The sequence below is a fragment of the Verrucomicrobiota bacterium genome (assembly GCA_038744685.1).
Classification (GTDB): domain Bacteria; phylum Verrucomicrobiota; class Verrucomicrobiia; order Opitutales; family Puniceicoccaceae; genus Puniceicoccus.
This window is the reverse complement of record JBCDMB010000017.1, coordinates 1-21,736: the sequence shown is the minus strand read 5'-3', so window position 1 is coordinate 21,736 and position 21,736 is coordinate 1. Positions and strand designations below refer to the sequence as shown.

The following is a 21,736-nucleotide window of genomic DNA, read 5'->3' as shown; positions in this document are numbered from 1 at the left end:
TCGATCCGGGAATCGTCATCGCAATGCCTGACCAGGAACAGAAGACGCGGGACATCCTCAAAAAGGTCCGCCGACTTGAGATCCGGACCAACCGGATGGTGACCGATGCATTATCCGGGGCCTATCACAGCGTCTTCAGGGGACAGGGAATGGACTTTGAGGAGGTTCGTGAGTATGCACCAGGGGACGAGATCCGTTCAATCGACTGGAATGTCACCGCGCGCATGGATCGACCTTTTGTCAAAATCTATCGAGAGGAACGCGAGCTGACCTTGATGCTCCTTGTCGACCTGTCTGCTTCGGGATCTTTCGGATCGGAGTCCGAATCAAAAAGGGAGCTGGCGGCAGAAATCGCAAGCGTCCTCGCCTTTGCAGCTACCAAAAACAACGACAAGGTAGGCCTCCTCATCTTTAGCGATCGCATCGAAACTTATGTGCCTCCGCGCAAAGGGCGTTCCCACATCTTGCGGGTGATCCGAGAGATTCTCTTCTTTGAGCCCGAGGGCAAGGGAACCGACCTCCCGGATGCTCTCGACCACATGAACAGGCTGCTGAAAAGGAAGGCTGTCGTCTTTGTAATTTCCGACTTTCTCCAAGGCCCCGACGGTCGACTTCCCGATCCCGACAACCCTCGGGGAGATGCGGTGTTCCGAGCTCTTTCGCGAACCAATCGACGGCACGACCTCACAACGATCTTCCTCTCTGATGAACGGGAACATCATCTCCCACCGGTTGGGCGAATTACCCTGGAAGATCTGGAAACAGGTGAAACCGTGGAGATTGATACGTCGAGCCGGAGACTCCGATCCAATTATGAGAAGGAGAACGAGAATCGTCTGACCAAGATGAATCGGGCATTCAATCAGCTGGGGCTCGGAAGGTTATCCCTTAAAACGGGTGAACCCTACATTCACCGGTTGCGGCGTTACCTCGAAGGAAGGGGGAAACGGCGATGAGGCTGCTGGAAGACTCCTACCGCCGAAGCGGACTGAAGTCCGCGCTCCAGGGATTCGGACCGTGGACTTTAGTCCGCCCCGGTCTCTTTGCGAAGCAGTTCTACTCAAACCTCGTTCTTATTGCATCGATAACGAATCTACGAGTTCTTCGCACTCCTATCCTATTCATTACCTTCTACTCCCAAACTCTTGCCCAAGAGGGTCTTCGTCCTATCCGCGGACCTATCGTTCCAGGGTTCTGGGAAGAAAATTGGTATTGGGCCGTGCCGACGATTCTGGTTTCCGCAGTCCTATTGACCTTCTTTGTAGTCTGGCTTCTAAAACGCCTGAATCGCGAAAAACCAATGACTCCTTTCGAAATCTTCCAAGACGAAGAAAAGGAAATCCAGCATCTTCTCATTTCCAAGAAGGTCGAAGAAATCCCAGCCCGGCTTTCCCGCGTTCTGCGAGAATACATTGAGGCAGCAACGGGAGTTCGAGCCCCTGAGCAAACCACCGAAGAGTTTCTGATGGAGGTCAAGGATGGAAGCCAGATCCCTCCAGGGGCTGTTCGGAATCTCAATACGTTTCTCTCGACTCTCGATGAGGCGAAATACGCTAGACGGACTCTCGACGCTGCTGAAATCAAATCATTGGTCGAGACCGCCGTCCAGTTTGTGGAGTTAAACGAGCAAAAATGACCCCCACGGTAAGCGATTTCATTTTCAAAAACCCGGAATGGTTCTGGCTGGCTCTGCTCCTTCCCATCTGGATCTACCTGCGGGGCAGGAAGGGGAGAAACGCGGCACTTTCCTTTTCCTCGGTCGCGCTTGCCAAAGAGGTCTCGAAAGGATCTCGGTCGCGAGTCGGAGGCTTTTTCTTCTTCGCTCGTCTGCTCGCAGTTCTTTTGGTCTTAACAGCTCTAGCGAGGCCTCAACTCGGCAGCGGCCATAGCGAAATCGAATCCAGCGGTATTGATATTGTTCTCGCGATTGATGTTTCCGGTTCAATGAACGCACTCGATTTCGCATCTCGGGAGGAACTCGCGACCCGTCTGGAAATCGTCAAGCGGGCGGTAACCGAGTTCATCGAGAGACGGCCCAACGACCGGATCGGTCTCATCGCTTTTGCCAAAGAGAGTTTTCTGGTCAGCCCCCTCACCCTAAACCACCAATGGCTCCTCCAGAACCTTGATCGGATCGAAACGGGGTTAATCGACGGAACGCAAACGGCAATCGGCCCCGCCATTGGTATGAGTGTGAATCGCCTGCGAGACCTCCCTGCCGAAAGCAGGATCGTAGTTCTCCTCACCGATGGTGAAGACAACGTAAACCAAGTTCCGCCAATCGCCGCTGCCGAAGCAGCCGGGACATTTGGAGTGAAAATCTACACGATCGCAGCCGGAAGATCAGGACGAGTGCCGATGCCCGCTGTAGATCGAAACGACCGCATCATCCGCCGTCCCAACGGTGATCCGGTTTTTCAGGGCTACGCTGAAAGCCGCGTTGACGAAGAAACCCTCCAGGAGATCGCGAGGATCACCGATGGGCGTTTTTATCGGGCAACTGACACCGAAGAGCTAAAGGCGATCTACGAAGAAATTGATCGCCTGGAAACCACTGAGGTGAAACTTCGTCACTACTCTCAGTTTGACGAGCTGTATATCTGGCCCCTGATCGCAGCATCGGTCATTTTTGGAATAGAATTGATCCTCTCAAACACTCGATTCCGTTCACTTCCGTAAAATACTGGTCCAAATGATTGAATTCGCAGATAGGTTTTGGCTCTACGTTTTGCCGATCGCGTTGGTCTTGGTCCTTCTCCTCTTTCAAATTGATCGAAAGGGTCGGCGCCTTAAGATCCGCAAATTCGCCTCGGATCGCCTCATCAAAAGTCTTCTCCAGTCGTACAGTCCCCAGCGAAAGAAGCTCAAAAACATTTTACTACTCATTGCCGTCAGTTTCCTCTTTCTCTCTCTTGCGAGGCCACAATGGGGCCACACTTGGACAGAGAGCACGAGCCGTGGGATTGATATCGTTTTCGCACTTGATTCATCCCGCAGTATGCTTGCCCAAGACATCAGGCCTAACCGGCTGGTTCGCGCCAAGCTCGCAATCGAGGATTTTGTTGGACAGCTCGAGGGAGACCGTATCGGGCTCGTCGCGTTTTCAGGAAGCGCTTTTCTCCAATGCCCACTCACTTTGGATTACGATGCGTTCCTGCAGTCCCTCAACGCCGTGGACACTACGGTGATCTCCGCTGGAGGAACCGACCTATCCGCGGCCTTACGAGAATCTGAGTCGGCCTTCTCGGAAGACAATAACTATAAAATCGTCGTGCTGATCACGGATGGCGAAGACCTGGAGGAAAGTGGTGTCAGGGAGGCACAACGGGCTGCGGGAAACGGCGTTACGGTCTACGCCGTCGGCGTTGGAACTGCAGAGGGAAGCCCGATCCCAATTCGCGACCGCTCCGGGAGAATTGAATACGTCCGCGACGAAAGTGGTCAGATTGTACAGAGTCGGCTGGACGAAACTACTTTGACAGAGATCGCAGAGACAACCGGCGGATTTTATGTGCCCCTCGGCTCGACCGGTTTTGGGCTCGAGCAGGTCTTGAACGCAGGGATTGGATCCATACCAGAGGAAGAAATCTCGTCGGAGTTGCAGCGCACGGCCATCGAACGTTTTCAGTGGCCTTTAGCGATCGCTCTCTTCCTTCTGCTCCTTGAACCATTAATAGGAAGCCGCAGGGGCTGGCGAAAGCGCTCAACTGGAGTGGCTGCGACTCTACTGATCTGCCTCATGCTCGTGGTAGCTGAGACGCCAAGTGCGATGGCACAAATCCCAAATGATCCAGTATCAGCTCCTTCGAACGAAACCGAAAGTATTCCTTTGGACCAGCTTCCAGACACCCAGTTCTCTCAAGAGATTGAGAGTAATCCGCTCAATCCTGTTGAACTTTTCAATCGCGGCACCGCACTGTACGGCGAAGGGCAATACAAACTCGCGGAAGATCGATTCAAGGACGCACTGAGGCTGTTCCAGGATTTCCCTCTCCAAGCCGATACCTTCTACAATTTGGGGAACACCCGCTACCAGCAAGGGCGCTCTTTGTTTTCCGATAACGATCCGGCCGAAACTATTCGCACCTCGACATCAGTTTCCGGAGAAAACCAACAGCCAATTGCTATTGGGCGTCAGATTTTGGAAAACGCTCCTATTCAGGTTCCTCCTCAAGATCAGCTTCAACAGGCAATCTCCCTTCTGGAACAACGCCAAGAAGCGACGGAGCAATCGGTCGAGTCTCTCCGTCTAGCAATCAACGGTAACAGTCCCGTGGAAAGCTTGTGGCAACGCGCCATCAATGATTACGAAAGCACTCTTGAACTCACTCCGACGAATGAAGACGCCCTACACAATCTTGAGTATGTGAAGCAAGAGACAGCTACGCTTTCTCAGCAGACCGATCTGAAGGAACGGTTGGAGGAGGATCAGCAGAAACAGATCGAAGAACTTGAATACCTGATTGAGGAGTTAAAGAAGCTCCTCGAGCAACAAGAGAACGAAGATCAGCAGAACGAGGACCAACAGGACCAAGATCAAGAGGACCAGAATCAGAGTCAGGATCAGCAGCAAAACCAAGATTCCGGATCCGAGAATCAGCAGGATGAGAATGAAGAAAGTTCAAGTGAACAATCGAACCAACCTGAAGAAGATCGGGCCGGGGAGGAGAATAATTCTGACCAGCAAGACCCCGAGTCCGAGCAATCTGAAGCTTCTGATGAAAATGAACAGCAGTCGCAAGCAGGGGACGAGCAGACTCAGGAATCTGAAACACAGTCTGGTGACGGAGAAAGAGAACAAGCAGAAGAACAAGCTGACGAGCAGGAGAGTTCAGAATCCGCCGAGTCCCAAGCCTCCGCTGAACAAGAGGAATCGATTTCCGAAGAGAACGAGGCGATCGAGTTGAGTGATGAGCAGGCTAATGAAATTGCAGAAGAAATAGCCGAAGCGGCTGCTTCCGCGGGAGAGGAAGGAGATGACGGGTCCGGTGAGGAGATCGTGGTGGGCGTAATGTCTCAGGACGACGCAGCTCGGCTTCTCGATAGCTTGAAAAACTCAGAGCGAAAATTACCTTTCGCTGGCAGCGGTTCAGAAGGCTCAACCAACGACGGCCCACGGAGAAACTGGTAGTGAAACTCGTAATCGCAACGGCTGTCACCGTGCTCCTACTGGGGGCTATCAAAGTGTCTGCTCAGGTTCAAGCGTTGTCGTCGTTCGAACCAACGAGAGTCGTAGCAGGTGAGTCAGCCCTTCTTCGGATCACCTTCTCGAGCGAAGGTAGCGCTGTGAACTTCTTTCGGATGCCGCAACCGGAAATTCCTGCTGTGGAGGGACTTACCTTTCAGTATCTCGGTCCGAATCAACAGGTGAATATCATCAACGGCCGAACCAACATCCACTCCGCCCACCTCTTCCGAGTGCGCACCACGAGACCCGGCGAGTTTGTAATGCCTCCTTTTCCAGTCATTCAGAACGGGGAGGAAATAGAAGTGCCTGCCGCCTCCCTTACCGTCGTGGAACGGCCAAATCAGGAAGATTCAGGTGTTACCGAGGACTTTGAGGCTGTTTGGCTGGAGACCCTGCTTCCCCGGGAGAACCTGTATGTTGGGGAAGCAGTTCCAGTCGATGTAAGGCTGTACGTAAACAGCCGAAAAGTCGAGAACGCTTCATTGCTCCGAAACGGCAATCACCCGAATAAGATTGGGGACGCTTTCTCAGTCGGTGAGTTTTCCGAGATGGCCCAGAGCCGGACGGCACTGGGCGAACAGCCCTTCACGGTCGCCGATTGGAAGGTTCTTTTGACCCCCCTCAAGACTGGCAAGCAGCCACTCTTTTTCGAACTACCGCTGGCAGTAACCTTACGGGAAAACAATCGGCGAAATCCTTTTCAATCTCGCTCTTTCTTTGGGCCCTCGCTCTTTGATCAGATCTTCAATCGACAGGAAATTGTAGCCTATTCCGAGGACCAGGAGATTGAGATCCTCCCGCTCCCCACAACAGGGCAGCCCATAGACTTCACGGGCGGGATCGGAGAATTCCAAGTTGAGGAGACCCTTGTCTCCGGAACAGATGTTCAAGTAGGGGAGCCGTTATTGTTCTCAATTGAAATCTCAGGATCCGGAAATTTTGACCGCGTTGGCGCGCCGATGATTGAGAATTCGGATGGCCTCTGGAGAGAGTACAGCCCTGAAACCAGTTTTACTCCGCGAGACAATCTGGGCTACTCGGGAGTAAAAAACTTCACCTTCACCCTGATTCCACTCTCAGAAGAAATTTCTGCTACACCGGCGTTCAACCTTAGCTACTTCTCGCCGGACATTGGAGAATACAAGACAATCGCTGTGCCAACGACCGCTCTCGTCGTTGCACCAGCTCCAGAAGGAACCCTTGCACCGCAAAGGAGCGAGCCGGATGCAAATCCGGTCGAGGCGAGGAGAGGCCCAGACCTTCTTCCGATCAGTTCGGCATGGAGTCGCGGCGGTAATGCCCCCCTTCAGCCAATCCTCTTTAAGTCTTGGTTCATCGCGCTACAGGCCTTGTTGCTTGCCCTCATTCTCACAGCTTTCGTTTTCGCACGGCATCGCGCACTTCTCAGGGACGATCCTGACTACGCCAAACGAAACCGTGCACGTCGCGCAAGTAAAAGGTTCTTGACCCAGGCAAAGTCTGATGCTGCTGCGGGAAGTACGATCGGATTTCTTGCTTCGGCGACTCGGGCTATTCAAGAAAGTGTCGGACCATTCCAGCGGGGTGAACCCGAATCACTTACCGAAGCCGAAGTCCTTTCAACTCTAAGATCGATGAGCGCGGAGGAAGATTGCCTCTCTCAGGTTCAGCAGTTTTTCCGCGCCAACGAAGCGATCGGTTACGGAGGAGGAAGCGCGAAAAGCGCGAATCCTCAGTCCGATTTCCCAAACCTTGAACGCTTGCTTCGAGAAATTTTGGGAAAGAAAAAGAAAGCCCCTTCGAGCCGCCTCATTCAGAAATCAGTGGGAGCTTTGGTTATAGTCGGGCTTATTGCGTCGATCATGCTGTTCCCTGCGGGAGTGACAGGGCAGGTTCCCGAGAACTCAGGATTCGGAGACGATTTCGATCCAACTATTGATGAGGATCCGCAGCAAATCTTCGAAGGTGCCGTATCCGCCTACGAAAACGGGGATTTTGAGGAGGCGAAAAACGGTTTCTTATCGCTGGTGGATCAGTCTGCCTCAGAGGCGGTGTTTTATAATCTCGGGAACACTTTTTACCAGCTGCGCGACTACCCAAGTGCCATCCTCTTTTATGAGCGCGCCTTTGTTCTTAACACAGGGAATCCGGATGTTAGGGCCAACCTGAAAATAACGCGGGAGGCAGCGGCACTCGAACCCGTGGAAATCTCCCGCTGGACTGATCTAGCGTTCCGCTTGAACTGGAGCTCGTGGGGTTTCGTTCTGTCGGTTGCTTTCTGGACGATAATCGCAGTTGTCCTTCTATCCAGACCCACTCGCCTGCCCAAGATTTGGCGAAATACTGTTCTTCTTCTGTCTCTGGTCTTCCTGGGTTTCTCGGTTTGGAGCCAATACATCTGGTTCAAGATGAGTGAGCGAGCGATCGTCATCGATTCAGAAACCCACCTCCGCGTAGCTCCAACGGCGTCTAGTCCCTTAGAAGAAAGGATCCCTCCCGGCTCTACTGTAGCTGTCAAAGAGGGCTACGGAGACTTTTATCAGGTTCAGACTAGAGATGGTGATCGAGGCTGGGTTCTGGCCAGCGAAATCGAGACGGTCTTTCCGTAAAAGCCATTCCTTAGAAGCAAGATTCTGTGGCGTCTCCCACAGGCAGCAGAGCATCTTTCGCAGCAAAGCAAAGCTCACTTAATATCCAGAATCAAGCGGCCTTCTAAATTTTCAATCAATCTTTACTACCGCCTGGACTTGAGGCTTTCTGGCTTGTCATGCCCCTGAGTCGACTCATTGGAGGGTCGTCGTTCCAAAGCCGGAAAACGATCCTTGTTGTTACGCGTTTCGCCTTAGCCGTTTTCTATGTCCTTATCTTCAGTGCTTGCTCCAAGCAGTCTGATACACGCCAGAAGGGTGACTACGAGGCGCAAACAGCCGGCCCGTTCCCTTTAACCCATCGACCAGAACGTCTCTCGCTCATCGGTGAGAACGCTTGCAAGGAATGTCATCCAGCAGAATTTGAAGAATGGAGACGCAGTCACCATGCCCAAGCAAACCGCGCGGTTAGCACTCTACGTGACGAATACGCATTTACACCAGCAAGAGAAGTGACGGACTCCGGTAGAGTCCATCGTCTCGAGTGGAACGACGGCACGCCTACACTTGTCGTTGGAGATCAAAATGGGAGTGCTTATCCGCTTGAAGGCGTTATCGGCTACGATCCGCTTATTCAATATCTTGCACCATTTCCGGGCGGAAAATGGCAAACCACCACTGACGCATTCGACCCAAAAGAGAATGAATGGTTCGAAGTCTTTCCAGGTGAAGGAAGACGGAGGGGAGACTGGGGACACTGGACCGGTCAAGGAATGAACTGGAACGCCAATTGCGCAACTTGTCACATGACTGAATATGAGAAAGGACTGAATCCGAAGACAGGTGAGTATCAATCCCTATGGACCCGTCAATCCATCTCCTGCATGCAGTGTCATACCGGGCTGGAAGCACATGTGGCAACCGCCAGCACCGAAAATGGAGGCCAATTGCCTCGAAAACTCACCGATGTGAAAGTGAAAGCTTCCTGCGCAACTTGTCACTCCCGACGAGACGAGCTGACCGCGAATGAATTCAGGCCCGGCGACAGTTACTTTGATCACTACGACCTTACTCTTCCAGTGCGGAATGGACTCTACTACGCAGATGGACAGATACGAGACGAGGTCTTCGTGTTCGGATCCTTTGAGATGAGTCGCATGGGTCATGCGGGGGTCGACTGCCTTGATTGCCACGACGCACACTCCATGGAGTTGACCCGACCTACGACAAACAATGCAGCCTGCACCTGGTGTCATGATACCGGTCTCGATGGCGCACCTTTGATTGAACCACTCACCCATAGTCATCACGCCGAAGGAAGCTCTGGAAATCTATGTGTAGAATGCCATATGCCAAAAACACCTTATATGGTGCGAGACCCACGAGCCGATCATGGCTTTCTCTCGCCAGATCCACTGCTCACTATTGAGATGGGTATTCCCAATGCCTGTTCAAAATGCCACGAAGATCAAAGCGTCGACTGGGCCGCCAGAAAAGTCGAAGAGTGGTATCCCGAGAAAGTAGTGCTTTCACGGCAAAGAGAAAGGGCCAGAGTCTTACAATCGGCTTGGAACCATGAAGACGGAATTGCTGATGACCTAATTTCGATTGCAAGAAAAGAGCCGATCCACGCGTGGCGAGCCGCATATACAGAGCTCCTGACCTGGTACTCCAACGATTCAAAGGTGCAGGATTTCCTAGAAGAAAGCCTAAACGACCCAAGTTCTATGGTCCGATCTAAGGCCGCTTACGCATTCGGCGAGTCAGGTGCTGCAGGTCCCAACTTTGATCAAATTCTTGACGATCCGAGCCTCAACGTTCGGATTGCAGCCGCTCGTTCATTCGTCGCACGTGGAGAGAGTATTCCTGATCCATCGGCGTCAGTAGAATGGGAGGAGTATTTGCTATACAATTCGGACCGTCCGCAGAACGCCCTTCTTCTCGCAAGTGAAGCCATTAGAGAAGGGGATCGCAGAAATGCCCAACTGTGGATTGATCGGGCGATTTCTCTGGAACCCGGTAACGCAGAATTGCTTCGTCAAGTGGCTGTCCTCCAAAGCCGATTGGGAAATCTCACCGAAGCCAATCGGCTCCTCGAAAAAGCATATGGGATGGCTCCCGATCAGGCACAAATTCCGTTTTCACTCGCTCTCCTCCGAGCCGAAGAAGGTAGGATACCGGAGACAATTCAGCTTCTGCAGATCACCACCCGGCTTGATCCGAGTTTTGATAGGGCTTGGTACAATCTTGCTCTGGCCTACCTTAGGAACGGTGAGCCTGCAAAGGCCAGAGAGTCCCTGGAAAAGGCAACTCGGCTCAGAAACAGTCCCGAGTGGCAGACTGCGTCTGACGCCATTGATCAAACAATGCTCGGGACTCAGGAATTCTAGCGATCAATAGAATTATTATCGTCCCACTCGCTTCTGATTTGTTTGCGCTTGGGAACGATTCCCGCTTACAGCATACGAACGATTTCAAAACCTTAACCACCACGCCAATTTCGAATCATGTCAGGAAAAACGCCCGCAACTAGCAAGAAGGTCGCAAAAAAGAGCGCAAATAAACCAAAGTCGAAGAAACGAGACGGCGAGACGGCGCCTTCTCAAGAGTCTGCTTTGCCTTCCTCGAAGGATATCAAGGCGGCGATCATTGGGCACCTTGAAAAAACTCTGGCAAGAGACACAGCCACCGCGACGCGGCGGGATTGGTGGATCGCCACCTCTAAGGTGGTTCAGGACCAGATTCTCACCCGTTTCATCGACACGATGGGGGTCCACAACAAGCAGAATGTCAGGCGGGTTTACTATTTGAGTCTCGAGTATCTGATGGGACGCCTATTTCGAAACAACATATTCAACGCAGGCGTCTTCGATCAAGTGTCCGAAGCGTTGAGCGACTTGGGACTTGAACTCGACGAGCTTGCTTCGGAAGAGAACGATATGGGTCTCGGCAACGGGGGCCTAGGGCGCTTGGCAGCATGCTTTCTCGACTCTCTGGCCAGTCTGGATCTGCCCGCGGTGGGCTATGGGATTCATTATGAGTATGGACTCTTTAGGCAGGAGTTTGAGAACGGGCATCAAGTCGAACGACCAGACAATTGGGAGAAATTCGGTAACCCTTGGGAGATCATCCGCCCAGAATACAGCCAAACGGTCCGTCTCTACGGTCGGGTAGAAAATCGCGTGAACGAGAAAGGGGATTTTGAGCCAATCTGGACCGACACGCGGACGGTTAACGGAGTTCCCTACGACATCCCTATCTGCGGTTATGGAACGAAAACGGTGAACTTCCTCCGACTTTGGGAATCAAAGGCCTCCGAAGAGTTCGATTTTCAGGTATTCAATCAAGGAGGTTATGTAGAGGCTGTCCGAGACAAAGCGATCGGAGAGACGATCTCTAAGGTTCTCTACCCTAATGATGCGACCGAGAGCGGGAAAGAGCTGCGCCTCGTCCAGCAGTACTTCTTTGTCTGTTGCTCTCTTCAGGATCTCATCCGGCGGTTTTATAAGCAGGAAACGGATTGGTCGAAGTTCCCGGAGAAGGTCGCCGTCCAATTGAATGACACTCACCCAGCTGTCGCTACGGCCGAGCTGATGAGAATCCTAGTGGATGAGCACAAATTAGAGTGGGAAGAGGCATGGGCAATAACGCGAAAGACCTTCGCCTACACGAACCACACCCTTCTCCCGGAAGCGCTGGAAAAATGGAGTGTTCCCCTTTTCGAACGCGTATTGCCTCGTCACCTCCAAATCATTTTTGAGATCAACCGGCGGTTTCTCAAGGAGGAGGTAGAGGCTATGTGGCCGGGAGACGAGGAAAAGAAGAGGCAACTCTCTCTCATTGAAGAGGGCCACCCGCAGATGATTCGAATGGCGTATCTATCTGTTGTTGCGAGCCATGCTGTCAACGGGGTCGCCGCACTTCACACCCAATTGTTGCGAGACAACCTTTTCTACGATTTTGACCAGTTGTATCCTGGAAAATTTCAAAACAAGACAAACGGAATCACACCTCGAAGGTGGCTTCTCGCGTGTAATCCGGAACTGTCCAAACTCGTCACCAAAGAAGTGGGCAGCGATTGGACGGCGAATTTGGATGCCCTCACCAAGTTGGAACCTCTTGTCAAGAAGGCCGAGTTCCGAAAAGCCTATCTCGACGTCAAACTGAAGAAAAAGGAACAGCTCGCGGAGTTTATCGAGAAACACCTGAAAATCAGTGTCAACCCATCGGCGATTTTCGACGCTCAGGTGAAACGTCTCCATGAGTATAAGCGCCAACACCTGAATCTCCTTCACATCCTGACCCTCTACCACCGGATTCTACACAATCCGGATTACGATATGGTTCCCCGCGTTTTTGTCTTCGCAGCGAAGGCAGCACCCGGCTACTTCCTTGCGAAAAATATCATTCGGGCGATCAACAAGGTCGGGGAGAAGATCAACCATGATCCGAGAGTGGAAGGTCGCATCAAAGTCGCCTTTCTCCCCAATTACGGGGTAACCCTTGCAGAGAAGATTATCCCCGCTGCCGATCTCTCCGAACAGATTTCCACCGCTGGAAAGGAAGCTTCGGGAACCGGAAATATGAAGTTTGCTCTGAACGGCGCCCTCACTATTGGCACGCTTGATGGTGCGAACGTCGAGATCGAAGAAGAGGTCGGCGAAGAAAATATCTTTATCTTCGGACTCAAGGTCGACGAAGTAGCAGCTCTGCGCGCAAGTGGCTACAATCCTTACGACTACTACAACCGCATCCCGGAGCTGAAGGCTGTTCTCAACTGGCTCCAATCCGATGCATTCACTCCGGGCGAATTCGGAGCGTTCCGGCCACTAGTGGACAGCCTCCTTCAAGACGGCGATCCATTCCTCGTATGCGCGGACTACGAGGCCTACATTGAAGCGCAGGGCAAAGTGGACCAAGCCTACCGGGACCGGGATCTCTGGGCCAAGATGGCCATCCTCAACACCGCGCGGGTCGGCAAATTTTCTTCCGACCGCACGATCCAGCAATACGCAGATGAAATTTGGGACCTACCCTCCGTTTCTGTTTGAGGCACTTTTGAAGGCGAACAGGGTAGGAGCCTTTCTCAGCTAATCTCTGTAGCATCCGCCGCAAAGGCGGATGTTATATCTTCCTTCCAAAAAAGCCTGTCCCAGGTCTATACCAAAACAGCATTATCGCAGGCCCCAAAGAACCTGAAAGGCGGCACCGAAGTTAGCGGGATGCAGGATCTGCATGAGACGCCTCTTTGAACCTCCGTCTGGATCGTCCTTACCTTCTATAATCGCCCGTACTCTCTGGCTGGCATGATTGAGGAAAAAACTCTCCTGGCGCTCCGGCCCGTCAACCGTAAATCCCTCTAGCTCGAGCGATTCCTTAACATCGTCCCAGCACACATTGCAGGTCAAATCCGACTCACCAGGATCATCCAAAAGGTTGGTGCTCAGTCTTTGCTTTCGATAGGCCCTTCCACTCCCATCGGGCATTTGTCTAATCAAAGACTCCCAAGAGGAGCCGTAATCAAATGTAAGGAACAGGCCTTCCCAAGGTTGCTTGAGGTATTCCCCTAACACGCCCGCCACCTCCATCGACAGATCAACCCGGTAACCCTCCGGCATTTCTCTCGGCAAGCGAGCTTCTAGGGAAAGTCCATCTTTGCTTTGGACTTGGTAGAGCTTCTCGACAAGTCCACCTTCTTTCAAACGCTCGACAAAGACTTCCCGCCACTCACCATTCGTAAAAACAAGCCGGACAAACGGTTGCGCGTCCAGCCACTCGTTCGCAAACAGCACAACCTTGCCCGTCAAAGACGGAAAAGAATCCGAAACGCCAATGCTACTGACCTCGGCAAAATTAGGAGCAAGTCCTTTGAAAGACGATTGGTTCGGCTCAGCTCCTACCTCAATGAAGTGATAGTCAGACACATCCGTCCTTCCCAAAAGACTGCATACCGATTCAAAAACCAGTGGGACAAATGTAGATTGAACAGAAAGGTTGGTGGTAAAATCCGCTTCGATACTTGATCCAACACGAAGCTTCTCCTTTTGGTAATAACCATCGTTCTCGTCATAGAGGGCTATCCGACAGAACTGCGAAAATGGAATAGCTCCTCGCTTTTCCAAAGCGGTAGCCAAAGGCTGCGGGAGCAACTCACTCACAAGTGGCCTTCATTTCTTCTCGGAGCTTCCGCTGTGGGTTCTCCGCGAAGAAAGCACCCGCCAAAAGCAACACGCCACAACCCACTGAGATTGCGATGGCGGGTCGATATCCACCCAAAAATTCATAGCTAAGACTAAACCCTATCGGGCCGAGCGCACTTCCGATTACAAGACAGGACATATTGAAACCGCTAATGGCTCCAAGAGATTTACGACCATAGAAACGCGCCCAGACCGTTCCAATCAGAGGTGAAAAGGCCCCACCCCCCATCGCAAAACCCGCGATCAGGATGATCAAAGAATACTGATGCGGCGCGAACAATAGGCCCAAAGGAATGAAGACAGTACCTATCGTAAAAACAATCAGACTATACTTCAGCTGAGTCTTATCGATCAACCATCCGATTCCCAAACTGACGAAGACTCCGATCACGGCCCCCGGAAAAAACGCTCCCAAAACAACCTCACGGGCCAACCCCAAATCATCCGCGACAGATAGAATGTGGAACGTGTAACCTGTGATAAACAGCCCCTGAAAGGAGAACGCCAAATTGTAAATCCAAAACCCATAGGTTCCGAGTGCCTCCGCTGTAGAATACTGTTTAACCACCCGGTTGTCTGGGTTTACCTTAGACTCTGGAATTTTCTCAAGCCCACCATCCATCTCAAGACCGCACTCTTCCGGATTGTCACGAAACACGACCCATGCAAAGACGGCAAAAACAAATCCACAGATAATCCCCAATCCTACCCAGGATACTCGCCAGCCAAACTCTATAATCAGTCCATCAAAGAACAATGGAGTTACAGAGAAGGCAAAAGATCCGATAATGCCCGTAATCGCAGTCACTCTTCCTCGGTAATGATTGAACCACTTCGCTACAATGCCACGGGACACCAGTGTCATGACCCCTTGCCCGCAAAAGCGGAGAAGAAAAAAGCCAGCAGTCACAAAAATGAAACCAATAACCACTCCCGAATCTGGAGCGATCACCTCTTTTACTCCCTCTGCGATGCGATCCACCTGAGACAAAAAGAGAAGTGCGACCCCTAATCCCAAGCCTGCATAGACTCCACCTGAGCGGAATCCCGAAGCATCCAGAAGCCAACCAACAGGGACTACGAGAAACCCGCTACAGATCGTTCCAATCAAATACGCGAAACTAATCCACGTGCGACTTATTCCCAGATTCTCGATCAAAGAGTCGGTAAAAACGCTCACTCCCATCGTCTGACCGGGAATACTACAAATAACCCCGACAGTTCCGGCAGCAGCGATGACCCAACCGTAGTAAAATCGAACCTTTTTCGGCTGAAAAGGTCGGTCCGGACGGAAGAGAGTCATTGACCAAACCTATGCCCGACCGCCCCGCGATTTCGCAACCACCGAGACACTTCTCTCGTGCTCAAAACAAGATCCTCCGAGAATCGGTTTCGAGCAGAGAGATTCGGAAGTGAATCAGCGATCAACGGTCACCGCTCGGCCAAGAGTTCATCAGCGATCTCGAAGTTGGCAAAAACGTTCTTCACGTCTTCCAACTCTTCCAAAGTGTCCACCAGACGCAACACTTGCCGGGCCACGTCGGAGTCGGTCACCTCGACAGGAGTCTGGGGAAGATAGGCCAACTCGGCAGACTCTGTCGGAATCTCTGCCTTCTCAAGAGCCTGAACCACGTGATCAAACTCACCCATCTCGCAAAGCACTTCAAAATGATCCCCATTATTCAGGATATCCTCTGCGCCTGCCTCAATCGTCACTTCCATCAGCTGGTCTTCATTCGTGGCATCAGCTGCGATAAGAAATTGGCCTTTCCTCTGAAAGTTATACGCCAATGCACCAGAACCCGCCAAGTTACCGCCGTTCTTGGTAAAGGTGCTCCTCACCTCAGAAGCACTCCGATTCTTATTGTCTGTGGTGACCTCAACGATCAAGCCAACCCCCCCCGGACCGTAACCCTCGTAAGTGAGCTCTTCAATGGTTGCTCCCTCTAGTTCTCCTGTCCCCTTCTTGATGGCGCGTTCGATATTATCGGCCGGCATATTTGCTGCCTTCGCTTTAGCAATATTGGTCCGAAGACGGGGATTGAACTCGGGGTCACCCCCTCCGTCACGCGCTGAAAGGGTCAGCTCTTTGCTAATCACACTGAAAATTTTTCCGCGTTTTGCGTCCACCGCTGCTTTGTGACGCTTGGTGGTCGCCCATTTACTATGTCCAGACATGGATTACATGATGGAACTGACCCGACTCGGGGCAAGGGGATAGTCCCTCAATTGAACCTCCTCAAACCGAGCAGAGGGATCTTACTTCTTTCCGGTGCTCTTCTTCGCCTTCTTTTTCGCTGAACTCGGGATCACTACCGGTTCATTGGCCACATCACTTCGCTTGTTCGTGATGTATTGCTGCAGAATAGTGAGTAGATTCTGCACCGTCCAATAGAGAACGAGGCCGGAGGAAAAATTGTAGAGGATGACCAGAAAAACGAAAGGGAGGAACTTGAAGATCTTTTGCTGAAGAGGGTCAGCATTCGCCATCGCAGGCGTCATCCTCATTTGGAAGAACATGGTGACTCCCATGATCAACGGGAGGATGTTGATCGGCAGACCAAAAACGACTGCTACCGTATCCGGTCGGGACAGGTCGTCGATCCAAAGAAACGGGGCATACCTCAGTTCGGAAGCGGTCCTTAGCATCCAGAACAGACCGATAAAGATCGGCATCTGAATCAGGATCGGCAGACATCCCGCGGCCGGATTCACCTTGTTCTCGCGAAAGAGCTTCATCGTCTCCTTCTGCATCTTCTGCGGGTTGTCCTTATACTGCTCGCGAAGCTCCTTAAGCGGAGCCTGAATCTTCTGCATCCGCTTTTGGGATTGGGTCGCCTTGGCAGTCAATGGCCAGAAGATCAACTTGATGATGATGGTCATCACGACGATCGACCATCCCCAGCTAGGCACCACCGTGTGGATCGCGTACAGGAAGGAGAGAAGAATCTTGCTGAAGAAACTCAGAAACCCAAACTGCATCACCTCGTCCTGCTTCTCACCAAGTTGGGTCAGGCGGCGAAACTCTTTTGGCCCAGCGTAGAAGTCGATCGCGATATCCAAGCTCTCGCCTGGCTCGATGCGCTCTAGCGGGAAGGCTAAACTTGCCCGAATCGCATCAGCAGGAGGCGCGTCTGGAGGATTCGGCGGGATGACGGAGGAACCTGTTGCAAAGAATCCATTACTCCGCACGCCCTCCCCTACCGTCGCTACAAAAGCGAAGAACTGATTCTTCACCGAACCCCAGACTACATTTAAATCGTTTCTGGATTCTGACACACTTGATACTGGCGCACTTGCTCCGATTCCAAGAAAACCGGAACTTCCCGTGAATTTGCGACTCCTGATAAACTCTGCGTCTTCACCATCGAAATAGCCGAAAGCCAAAAATTCCCCTCTCGTATCCGGCCCAATTGAGTAAACCGTTCCCAAATTCAAGTAGGCCCCATCTCCCGATTCCAGAGGTTGTTCAGACCGGTTAATAAAAGTCGTTTTATGGCGAATAAGGTATGGGTCTACCCCCTCCTCGCCAGGGCTAGAAATGGAGAAAACACGTCTAACAAAAATGTTACTCACTAACTCTCGCTCGAAAACAATCTGAGTTTGGTTCGTTTCATCCTCTAAAATACTGTAGTTCCGAGAGAACGAATACTCCGAATCAGGCCCTCGAATGCTTACGCCCAAGGCAGGCAAACGAGTGTCCGCATTAAACACAAACGTGTCCATCCCACCTCGTTTGGTTTGGAGGAAATGGACTTGCTTGATGCCACCTCCACGTGAGGTGAACTGAACATCAATAAACTCGTTTGCCAGACTCCTCGTGACTTCCTCGACGCTTGCAGTCTCTTCTTCCTCGGCAACGACTTCAGGTGCCACCGGCTGGAAGACCGGTTCTTCCCCCGAACCATCAGCAACCGGGGCAGTTTCTTCTCCCTCTAGAGATCCAAGGTCAGTTCCTGAGTCCGTATCAGAACTCGAGGGCAGTGCCTCCTCTACAGGTGTTTCAGGCTCAACCGGAACAGGTTCCATCTGCGAGGACTGGTAGAACATGAGTCCGAAAGCCGCCAAAATGAAGGCGAGCCCAATCAATACGTTCTTTTTGTCCATTACCGGGAGTCTGCGACCAAAATCCAGCGGCTCAGTCTCTTTCTAAAATCGTTCTCCAGCGCAGAGAAGGAAACCTGATCGAGATCACGCTTTGCGACGACAACTACGTCCAAAGATCGTAAAAGGTCTGGACTCAGCATTTGAAAGAGAGAGCGACAACGGCGCTTGATTCGGTTCCGCACGACAGCTGAGCCTACCTTGCGGGAAACCACCAGGCCAAGACGACTCCCGGACGATTGGTTTTCTCTCTCCATCACCTGCAAATGAAAGAAACGACCGGGCAACCACTGACCATGTTGACGAACAAGAGCGAATTCCGCACTTTTCAGAATCCGGCACTGCCGGGAAAAGTGCATATCTCTAGCGAGACGCAGATAGGCGTGCTCGGCCTTTACGCCTACGTGCTGCAAGTATCTTTCGACCGGAACGGGTCGAGTTGCGCTTACGAAAGCCAAACTTGCGGGCTCTCTTGATCTTAGAAGGGCGATATGTCGGTTGCATGGTTCTTTCGGGAAAAACCGAGAACAAAAACGGACCGAGCATTCACTGTCAACCCAACGCTCCTACGGAAAACCTGGAAGGAAGAGTAACTACCTTGAGGGGTTGGTGATGGTTCCCGCAGGAAATGCGCAGAAAGGTCACTCTCCGGGAGAGGCAAGAAAGTCGTGAACCTTGTAACGATTCAGTGTTCGACGAGCCCAATCCAACGTCTCATTCACCGCCCTTTCTCTGACAGCCCCCCGATTCCCAGGGAGCACCAACCTCTTCGACCAGACTCCTGAAGGCGAGAAATGAGCGGCGTAAACCGTTCCCACAGGATTCTCCGCAGTACCCCCTTCCGGACCCGCAAATCCGGTAACAGACAAAGCATAATCAGACCCGAGCCGTTCAGCAGCACCAGTCGCCATCGCCACTGCAGCCTCGCCGCTTACTGCTCCATGCTGTTGGAGAAGCGATTCGGGGACATCCAACAGCTGGACCTTTGTCGCATTAGTGTAAGCAACAACACCACCGATGAATACTTTTGAGGCTCCAGGAATGTCCGTAAAGGAACCAGAAAGAAGGCCCCCGGTGCAGGATTCAGCTACGGCAAGAGTGCGATCCCAGCAGCGGAGCTGGAGGATCAAAATCTTAGCCAGAGAATCGTTGCCAAAACCAAAGAAATTCTCCCCAAGCATCAAACGGCACTCCTCCCCAGCCTGGTTGACTGCAGCGGTTCCGGTTCCTGACTCCGCAGGAGAAAGACGGACGTCGACGATTCCTGCATGGGCGCAAAAAGCAAACTGAACGTTGGGCCGGCTTTCTACAATCGGTGCAAGCCGGGTTTCTACTGTAGATTCACCAAGGCCAGCGGTTCGAATCTGGAGCCACGAGGACTGATCACCAAGACATCCCTTCTCCTCCAATTCAGGCAGGACTTCCTCCTCAAACATGGGACCCAGCTCGGACCGCGGTCCCGGGAGTAGATAGATGAAGCTATGCTCTAGGTGCATGCGAAGGCCCGGCGCGGTGCCCCACCGATTCGAAATTACCTCTGCTTCCGGAGGACGTTGACATTGGCGAAGGTTATTTTGCGACATACTCCGACCGACTGACTGGAACTTTTGCCGAATTCCCTTTTCCACCTGGGAGTCGTGAACCAAACGCGACCCCAGCACTTTTGCCATTGCTTCCCGAGTCAAATCATCGGCTGTTGGTCCCAATCCGCCAGTTACGAAAACTATGTCCGCAACCTTCATTGAACCTGAGATCGCTTCGGCAATCTCGTCGACCTGATCTGGAACCACCCTAGCATGCACTAGGTCGCCCCCCCTCTTGGAGACGTGCTGCCCAATGTAGGACAGATGGGCGTTCTCTCGGATACCGAGCAGGAGCTCATCACCCACGTTAACTACGGCGACTGAAAAGTTATGACTCATGAGAAGGGGACTAAAAGCACTTAGGTTGACTGGTTCGAAATAGTGAAGATAATCGGCTAAATTGCGAACTCCACCAACAGGTAAACTCAAGGAAATTCTGCATCAGCTTCCCTACCGGCCGGGTGTTTACCTGATGAAAGATCGCCTCGGGGAGGTCATCTATGTGGGAAAAGCAAAGGAGTTGAAGAAGCGGGTAACTTCTTACTTTCAACCTTCGCGCCTTCGCCAAATCGATCAGCCAAAGATCCGCACCATGATTACTCTGGTCCGTGATATCGAAGTCATTGAAGTCCGTTCTGAAGCAGAGGCTATTCTACTCGAAGGAAGACTCATCAAGGAATACAAGCCCCGCTACAATACAGATTTCACTGATGACAAACGGTTTCTTTTGATCCGCGTGGATGTTCATAGCGAGATTCCGAAATTTCGCCTTTCCAGAAATCGTTCGCAAGATGGCTCTCTCTATTTCGGGCCTTTTGCCCACGCAGGACCGCTGCGGAAAACCCTCGGTGAAATGCGCCAAAAATTTGGTGTTCTTTTGGCAGATGCCTCTCCAAGAAAGCTTCCGGGGGACAGACTACGACTGTATCAAGATGCCCGTGCTGAGATTTACGGCCACGAAAATGAAATCACTGTGGATGAATATAGGGATCGAGTTCGCAAAGCCTGCACCTTCTTGGAAGGGCGCAGTAGAGAGTGGCTCCGCGAGTTGGACAAGGAAATGCGGCGGTGCGCAAAGGAGCAGAGATTCGAAGAGGCAGCAGGCCTTCGGGATACGCTCCAGTCGCTAAGGAAGACCATAGCTCAGGGGCGCAAATTTACCCGCGCCCTTCCGGAGCACAATATTGCAGAATCTGGCTCATCCCGCCTCTCCGAAGCTTTAGGACTGCAGGGTAAGCTCAACTCAATAGAATGCTTCGATATCAGCCACATTTCAGGAAGTTTTACGGTCGCATCGATGGTGCGGTTCGTGAGCGGAAAACCGGACAAAAAGAACTACAGAAGATTTAAAATTCGGTCGTTTGAGGGAAATGATGATTTTCGGGCAATGGAGGAGGTCGTTGGACGTCGGTATCGCCGAATGTCCGAGCAAGGAACGCCGTTTCCGGATTTGATTGTAATAGACGGAGGAAAAGGACAAGTCTCCGCCGCTCTACGAGCGTTTCTAATTCTCGACTTGGATCCCCCTGCCCTGATCGGACTCGCAAAGAAAGAAGAGACCATAATCTTTCCCACCGAGAGAAGTCCTCTACGCTTGCCCATCCACGACCCTGGGCTCAGACTCTTGCAGCGCGCGAGAGACGAAGCTCACCGCTTTGCGAACTCCTTCAATGCTGATCTTCGGTCGAAGAAGATTCGGGAATCGATCCTAGACGACGTTCCTGGATTGGGACCGAAAAGAAGGGAAGCTCTGTTGACTCATTTTGGCTCAATTCAAGCCATCCGGGCTGCAAGTCTGGAGGAACTCTCCTCGGTGCAAGGTTTTGGAGAAAGCTTCGCACAAACCCTCTTTTCCCATCTAACACGAGGGTAAAGAGTACCCTCGCATTTGAGACGACTTTCTTCTCTTGAGCAGAAGCCTACCCGAACAAATCCTTTCGAAGCCCCCCGAGTACGGTGAGCCCTCTCCAATCTGCACCTCTCATCGCCTTCGGTCCCGGTGGTCTCACCGCTGAGAGCTGCGGCTGCGTAGCGGCCTGACTAGCGACAAAGGCCTCCGAGCCCAGAACCCTTCCGTCGGTGAAGTAGCGCACC

15 protein-coding genes are annotated in these 21,736 nt (G+C 52.2%); 8 read left to right on the top strand and 7 right to left on the bottom strand.

Features of this window, described 5'->3' with window-relative positions; genetic code table 11:
- The first annotated feature begins 23 nt into the window (after positions 1 to 23).
- The 7 genes from AAGJ81_10535 (at position 24) to AAGJ81_10505 (ending at position 12,806) form a co-directional block, all read left to right on the top strand.
- Entirely contained in the window at positions 24 to 956 is a 933-nt protein-coding gene (locus AAGJ81_10535) for a DUF58 domain-containing protein (protein ID MEM0966573.1), read from the top strand.
- A complete protein-coding gene (locus tag AAGJ81_10530; GenBank protein MEM0966572.1) occupies positions 953 to 1,636 on the top strand; it encodes a DUF4381 family protein in 684 nt (227 codons plus the stop codon). Before AAGJ81_10535 ends, AAGJ81_10530 begins: the two co-directional genes overlap by 4 nt.
- Positions 1,633 to 2,679 carry a VWA domain-containing protein gene (locus AAGJ81_10525; protein MEM0966571.1) on the top strand — a complete coding sequence of 349 codons (1,047 nt, stop codon included), beginning with the start codon at positions 1,633 to 1,635 and terminating at the stop codon, positions 2,677 to 2,679. Before AAGJ81_10530 ends, AAGJ81_10525 begins: the two co-directional genes overlap by 4 nt.
- Positions 2,680 to 2,692: 13 nt before the next feature.
- Positions 2,693 to 5,131, top strand: a complete 2,439-nt coding sequence (locus tag AAGJ81_10520) for a VWA domain-containing protein (protein MEM0966570.1) — start codon at positions 2,693 to 2,695, stop codon at positions 5,129 to 5,131.
- Positions 5,131 to 7,776, top strand: coding sequence for a BatD family protein (locus tag AAGJ81_10515; protein ID MEM0966569.1), 2,646 nt, complete (start codon positions 5,131 to 5,133; stop codon positions 7,774 to 7,776). The genes AAGJ81_10520 and AAGJ81_10515 overlap by 1 nt, the downstream gene beginning before the upstream one ends.
- Before the next feature lie 158 nt (positions 7,777 to 7,934).
- The gene (locus AAGJ81_10510; protein MEM0966568.1) at positions 7,935 to 10,145 is read left to right on the top strand and encodes a cytochrome c3 family protein; all 2,211 of its coding nucleotides are present in this window, start codon (positions 7,935 to 7,937) and stop codon (positions 10,143 to 10,145) included.
- A gap of 117 nt (positions 10,146 to 10,262) precedes the next feature.
- The gene (locus tag AAGJ81_10505; GenBank protein ID MEM0966567.1) at positions 10,263 to 12,806 is read left to right on the top strand and encodes a glycogen/starch/alpha-glucan phosphorylase; all 2,544 of its coding nucleotides are present in this window, start codon (positions 10,263 to 10,265) and stop codon (positions 12,804 to 12,806) included.
- A gap of 123 nt (positions 12,807 to 12,929) precedes the next feature.
- Here AAGJ81_10505 and AAGJ81_10500 read toward each other — a convergent pair whose 3' ends face one another.
- From AAGJ81_10500 to AAGJ81_10470, 7 genes are all read right to left on the bottom strand, one after another.
- Positions 12,930 to 13,913 (bottom strand): SAM-dependent methyltransferase, encoded by a 984-nt coding sequence (locus AAGJ81_10500; protein MEM0966566.1) that lies wholly within the window; start codon positions 13,911 to 13,913, stop codon positions 12,930 to 12,932.
- Positions 13,906 to 15,258 (bottom strand): MFS transporter, encoded by a 1,353-nt coding sequence (locus tag AAGJ81_10495; protein MEM0966565.1) that lies wholly within the window; start codon positions 15,256 to 15,258, stop codon positions 13,906 to 13,908. The genes AAGJ81_10500 and AAGJ81_10495 overlap by 8 nt, the downstream gene beginning before the upstream one ends.
- A 128-nt stretch (positions 15,259 to 15,386) precedes the next feature.
- Entirely contained in the window at positions 15,387 to 16,133 is a 747-nt protein-coding gene (locus AAGJ81_10490; GenBank protein ID MEM0966564.1) for a YebC/PmpR family DNA-binding transcriptional regulator, read from the bottom strand.
- Between the two features lie 81 nt (positions 16,134 to 16,214).
- Positions 16,215 to 18,062 carry a YidC/Oxa1 family insertase periplasmic-domain containing protein gene (locus AAGJ81_10485; protein MEM0966563.1) on the bottom strand — a complete coding sequence of 616 codons (1,848 nt, stop codon included), beginning with the start codon at positions 18,060 to 18,062 and terminating at the stop codon, positions 16,215 to 16,217.
- The gene (gene rnpA / locus AAGJ81_10480) at positions 18,062 to 18,418 is read right to left on the bottom strand and encodes a ribonuclease P protein component (GenBank protein ID MEM0966562.1); all 357 of its coding nucleotides are present in this window, start codon (positions 18,416 to 18,418) and stop codon (positions 18,062 to 18,064) included. The genes AAGJ81_10485 and rnpA overlap by 1 nt, the downstream gene beginning before the upstream one ends.
- 4 nt (positions 18,419 to 18,422) lie before the next feature.
- Entirely contained in the window at positions 18,423 to 18,563 is a 141-nt protein-coding gene (gene rpmH / locus AAGJ81_10475; protein ID MEM0966561.1) for a 50S ribosomal protein L34, read from the bottom strand.
- Between the two features lie 137 nt (positions 18,564 to 18,700).
- Positions 18,701 to 20,071: a CinA family nicotinamide mononucleotide deamidase-related protein gene (locus tag AAGJ81_10470; protein ID MEM0966560.1), complete on the bottom strand. Its 1,371-nt coding sequence runs from the start codon at positions 20,069 to 20,071 to the stop codon at positions 18,701 to 18,703.
- On the opposite strand from AAGJ81_10470, the gene AAGJ81_10465 reads away from it, so the two are divergent.
- A complete protein-coding gene (locus tag AAGJ81_10465) occupies positions 20,043 to 21,515 on the top strand; it encodes an excinuclease ABC subunit UvrC (GenBank protein ID MEM0966559.1) in 1,473 nt (490 codons plus the stop codon). The genes AAGJ81_10470 and AAGJ81_10465 overlap by 29 nt on opposite strands.
- The last annotated feature ends 221 nt before the right edge of the window (positions 21,516 to 21,736 follow it).

Bases quoted from the DNA above. Each gene is read 5' to 3' on its own strand.
- AAGJ81_10530 (MEM0966572.1), top strand. From the start codon at position 953: ATGAGGCTGCTGGAAGACTCCTACCGCCGAAGCGGACTGAAGTCCGCG.
- AAGJ81_10495 (MEM0966565.1), bottom strand. From the start codon at position 15,258: ATGACTCTCTTCCGTCCGGACCGACCTTTTCAGCCGAAAAAGGTTCGA.
- AAGJ81_10525 (MEM0966571.1), top strand. From the start codon at position 1,633: ATGACCCCCACGGTAAGCGATTTCATTTTCAAAAACCCGGAATGGTTC.
- AAGJ81_10520 (MEM0966570.1), top strand. From the start codon at position 2,693: ATGATTGAATTCGCAGATAGGTTTTGGCTCTACGTTTTGCCGATCGCG.
- AAGJ81_10510 (MEM0966568.1), top strand. From the start codon at position 7,935: ATGCCCCTGAGTCGACTCATTGGAGGGTCGTCGTTCCAAAGCCGGAAA.
- AAGJ81_10505 (MEM0966567.1), top strand. From the start codon at position 10,263: ATGTCAGGAAAAACGCCCGCAACTAGCAAGAAGGTCGCAAAAAAGAGC.
- AAGJ81_10490 (MEM0966564.1), bottom strand. From the start codon at position 16,133: ATGTCTGGACATAGTAAATGGGCGACCACCAAGCGTCACAAAGCAGCG.
- rnpA (MEM0966562.1), bottom strand. From the start codon at position 18,418: ATGCACTTTTCCCGGCAGTGCCGGATTCTGAAAAGTGCGGAATTCGCT.
- AAGJ81_10535 (MEM0966573.1), top strand. From the start codon at position 24: ATGCCTGACCAGGAACAGAAGACGCGGGACATCCTCAAAAAGGTCCGC.
- AAGJ81_10485 (MEM0966563.1), bottom strand. From the start codon at position 18,062: ATGGACAAAAAGAACGTATTGATTGGGCTCGCCTTCATTTTGGCGGCT.
- rpmH (MEM0966561.1), bottom strand. From the start codon at position 18,563: ATGCAACCGACATATCGCCCTTCTAAGATCAAGAGAGCCCGCAAGTTT.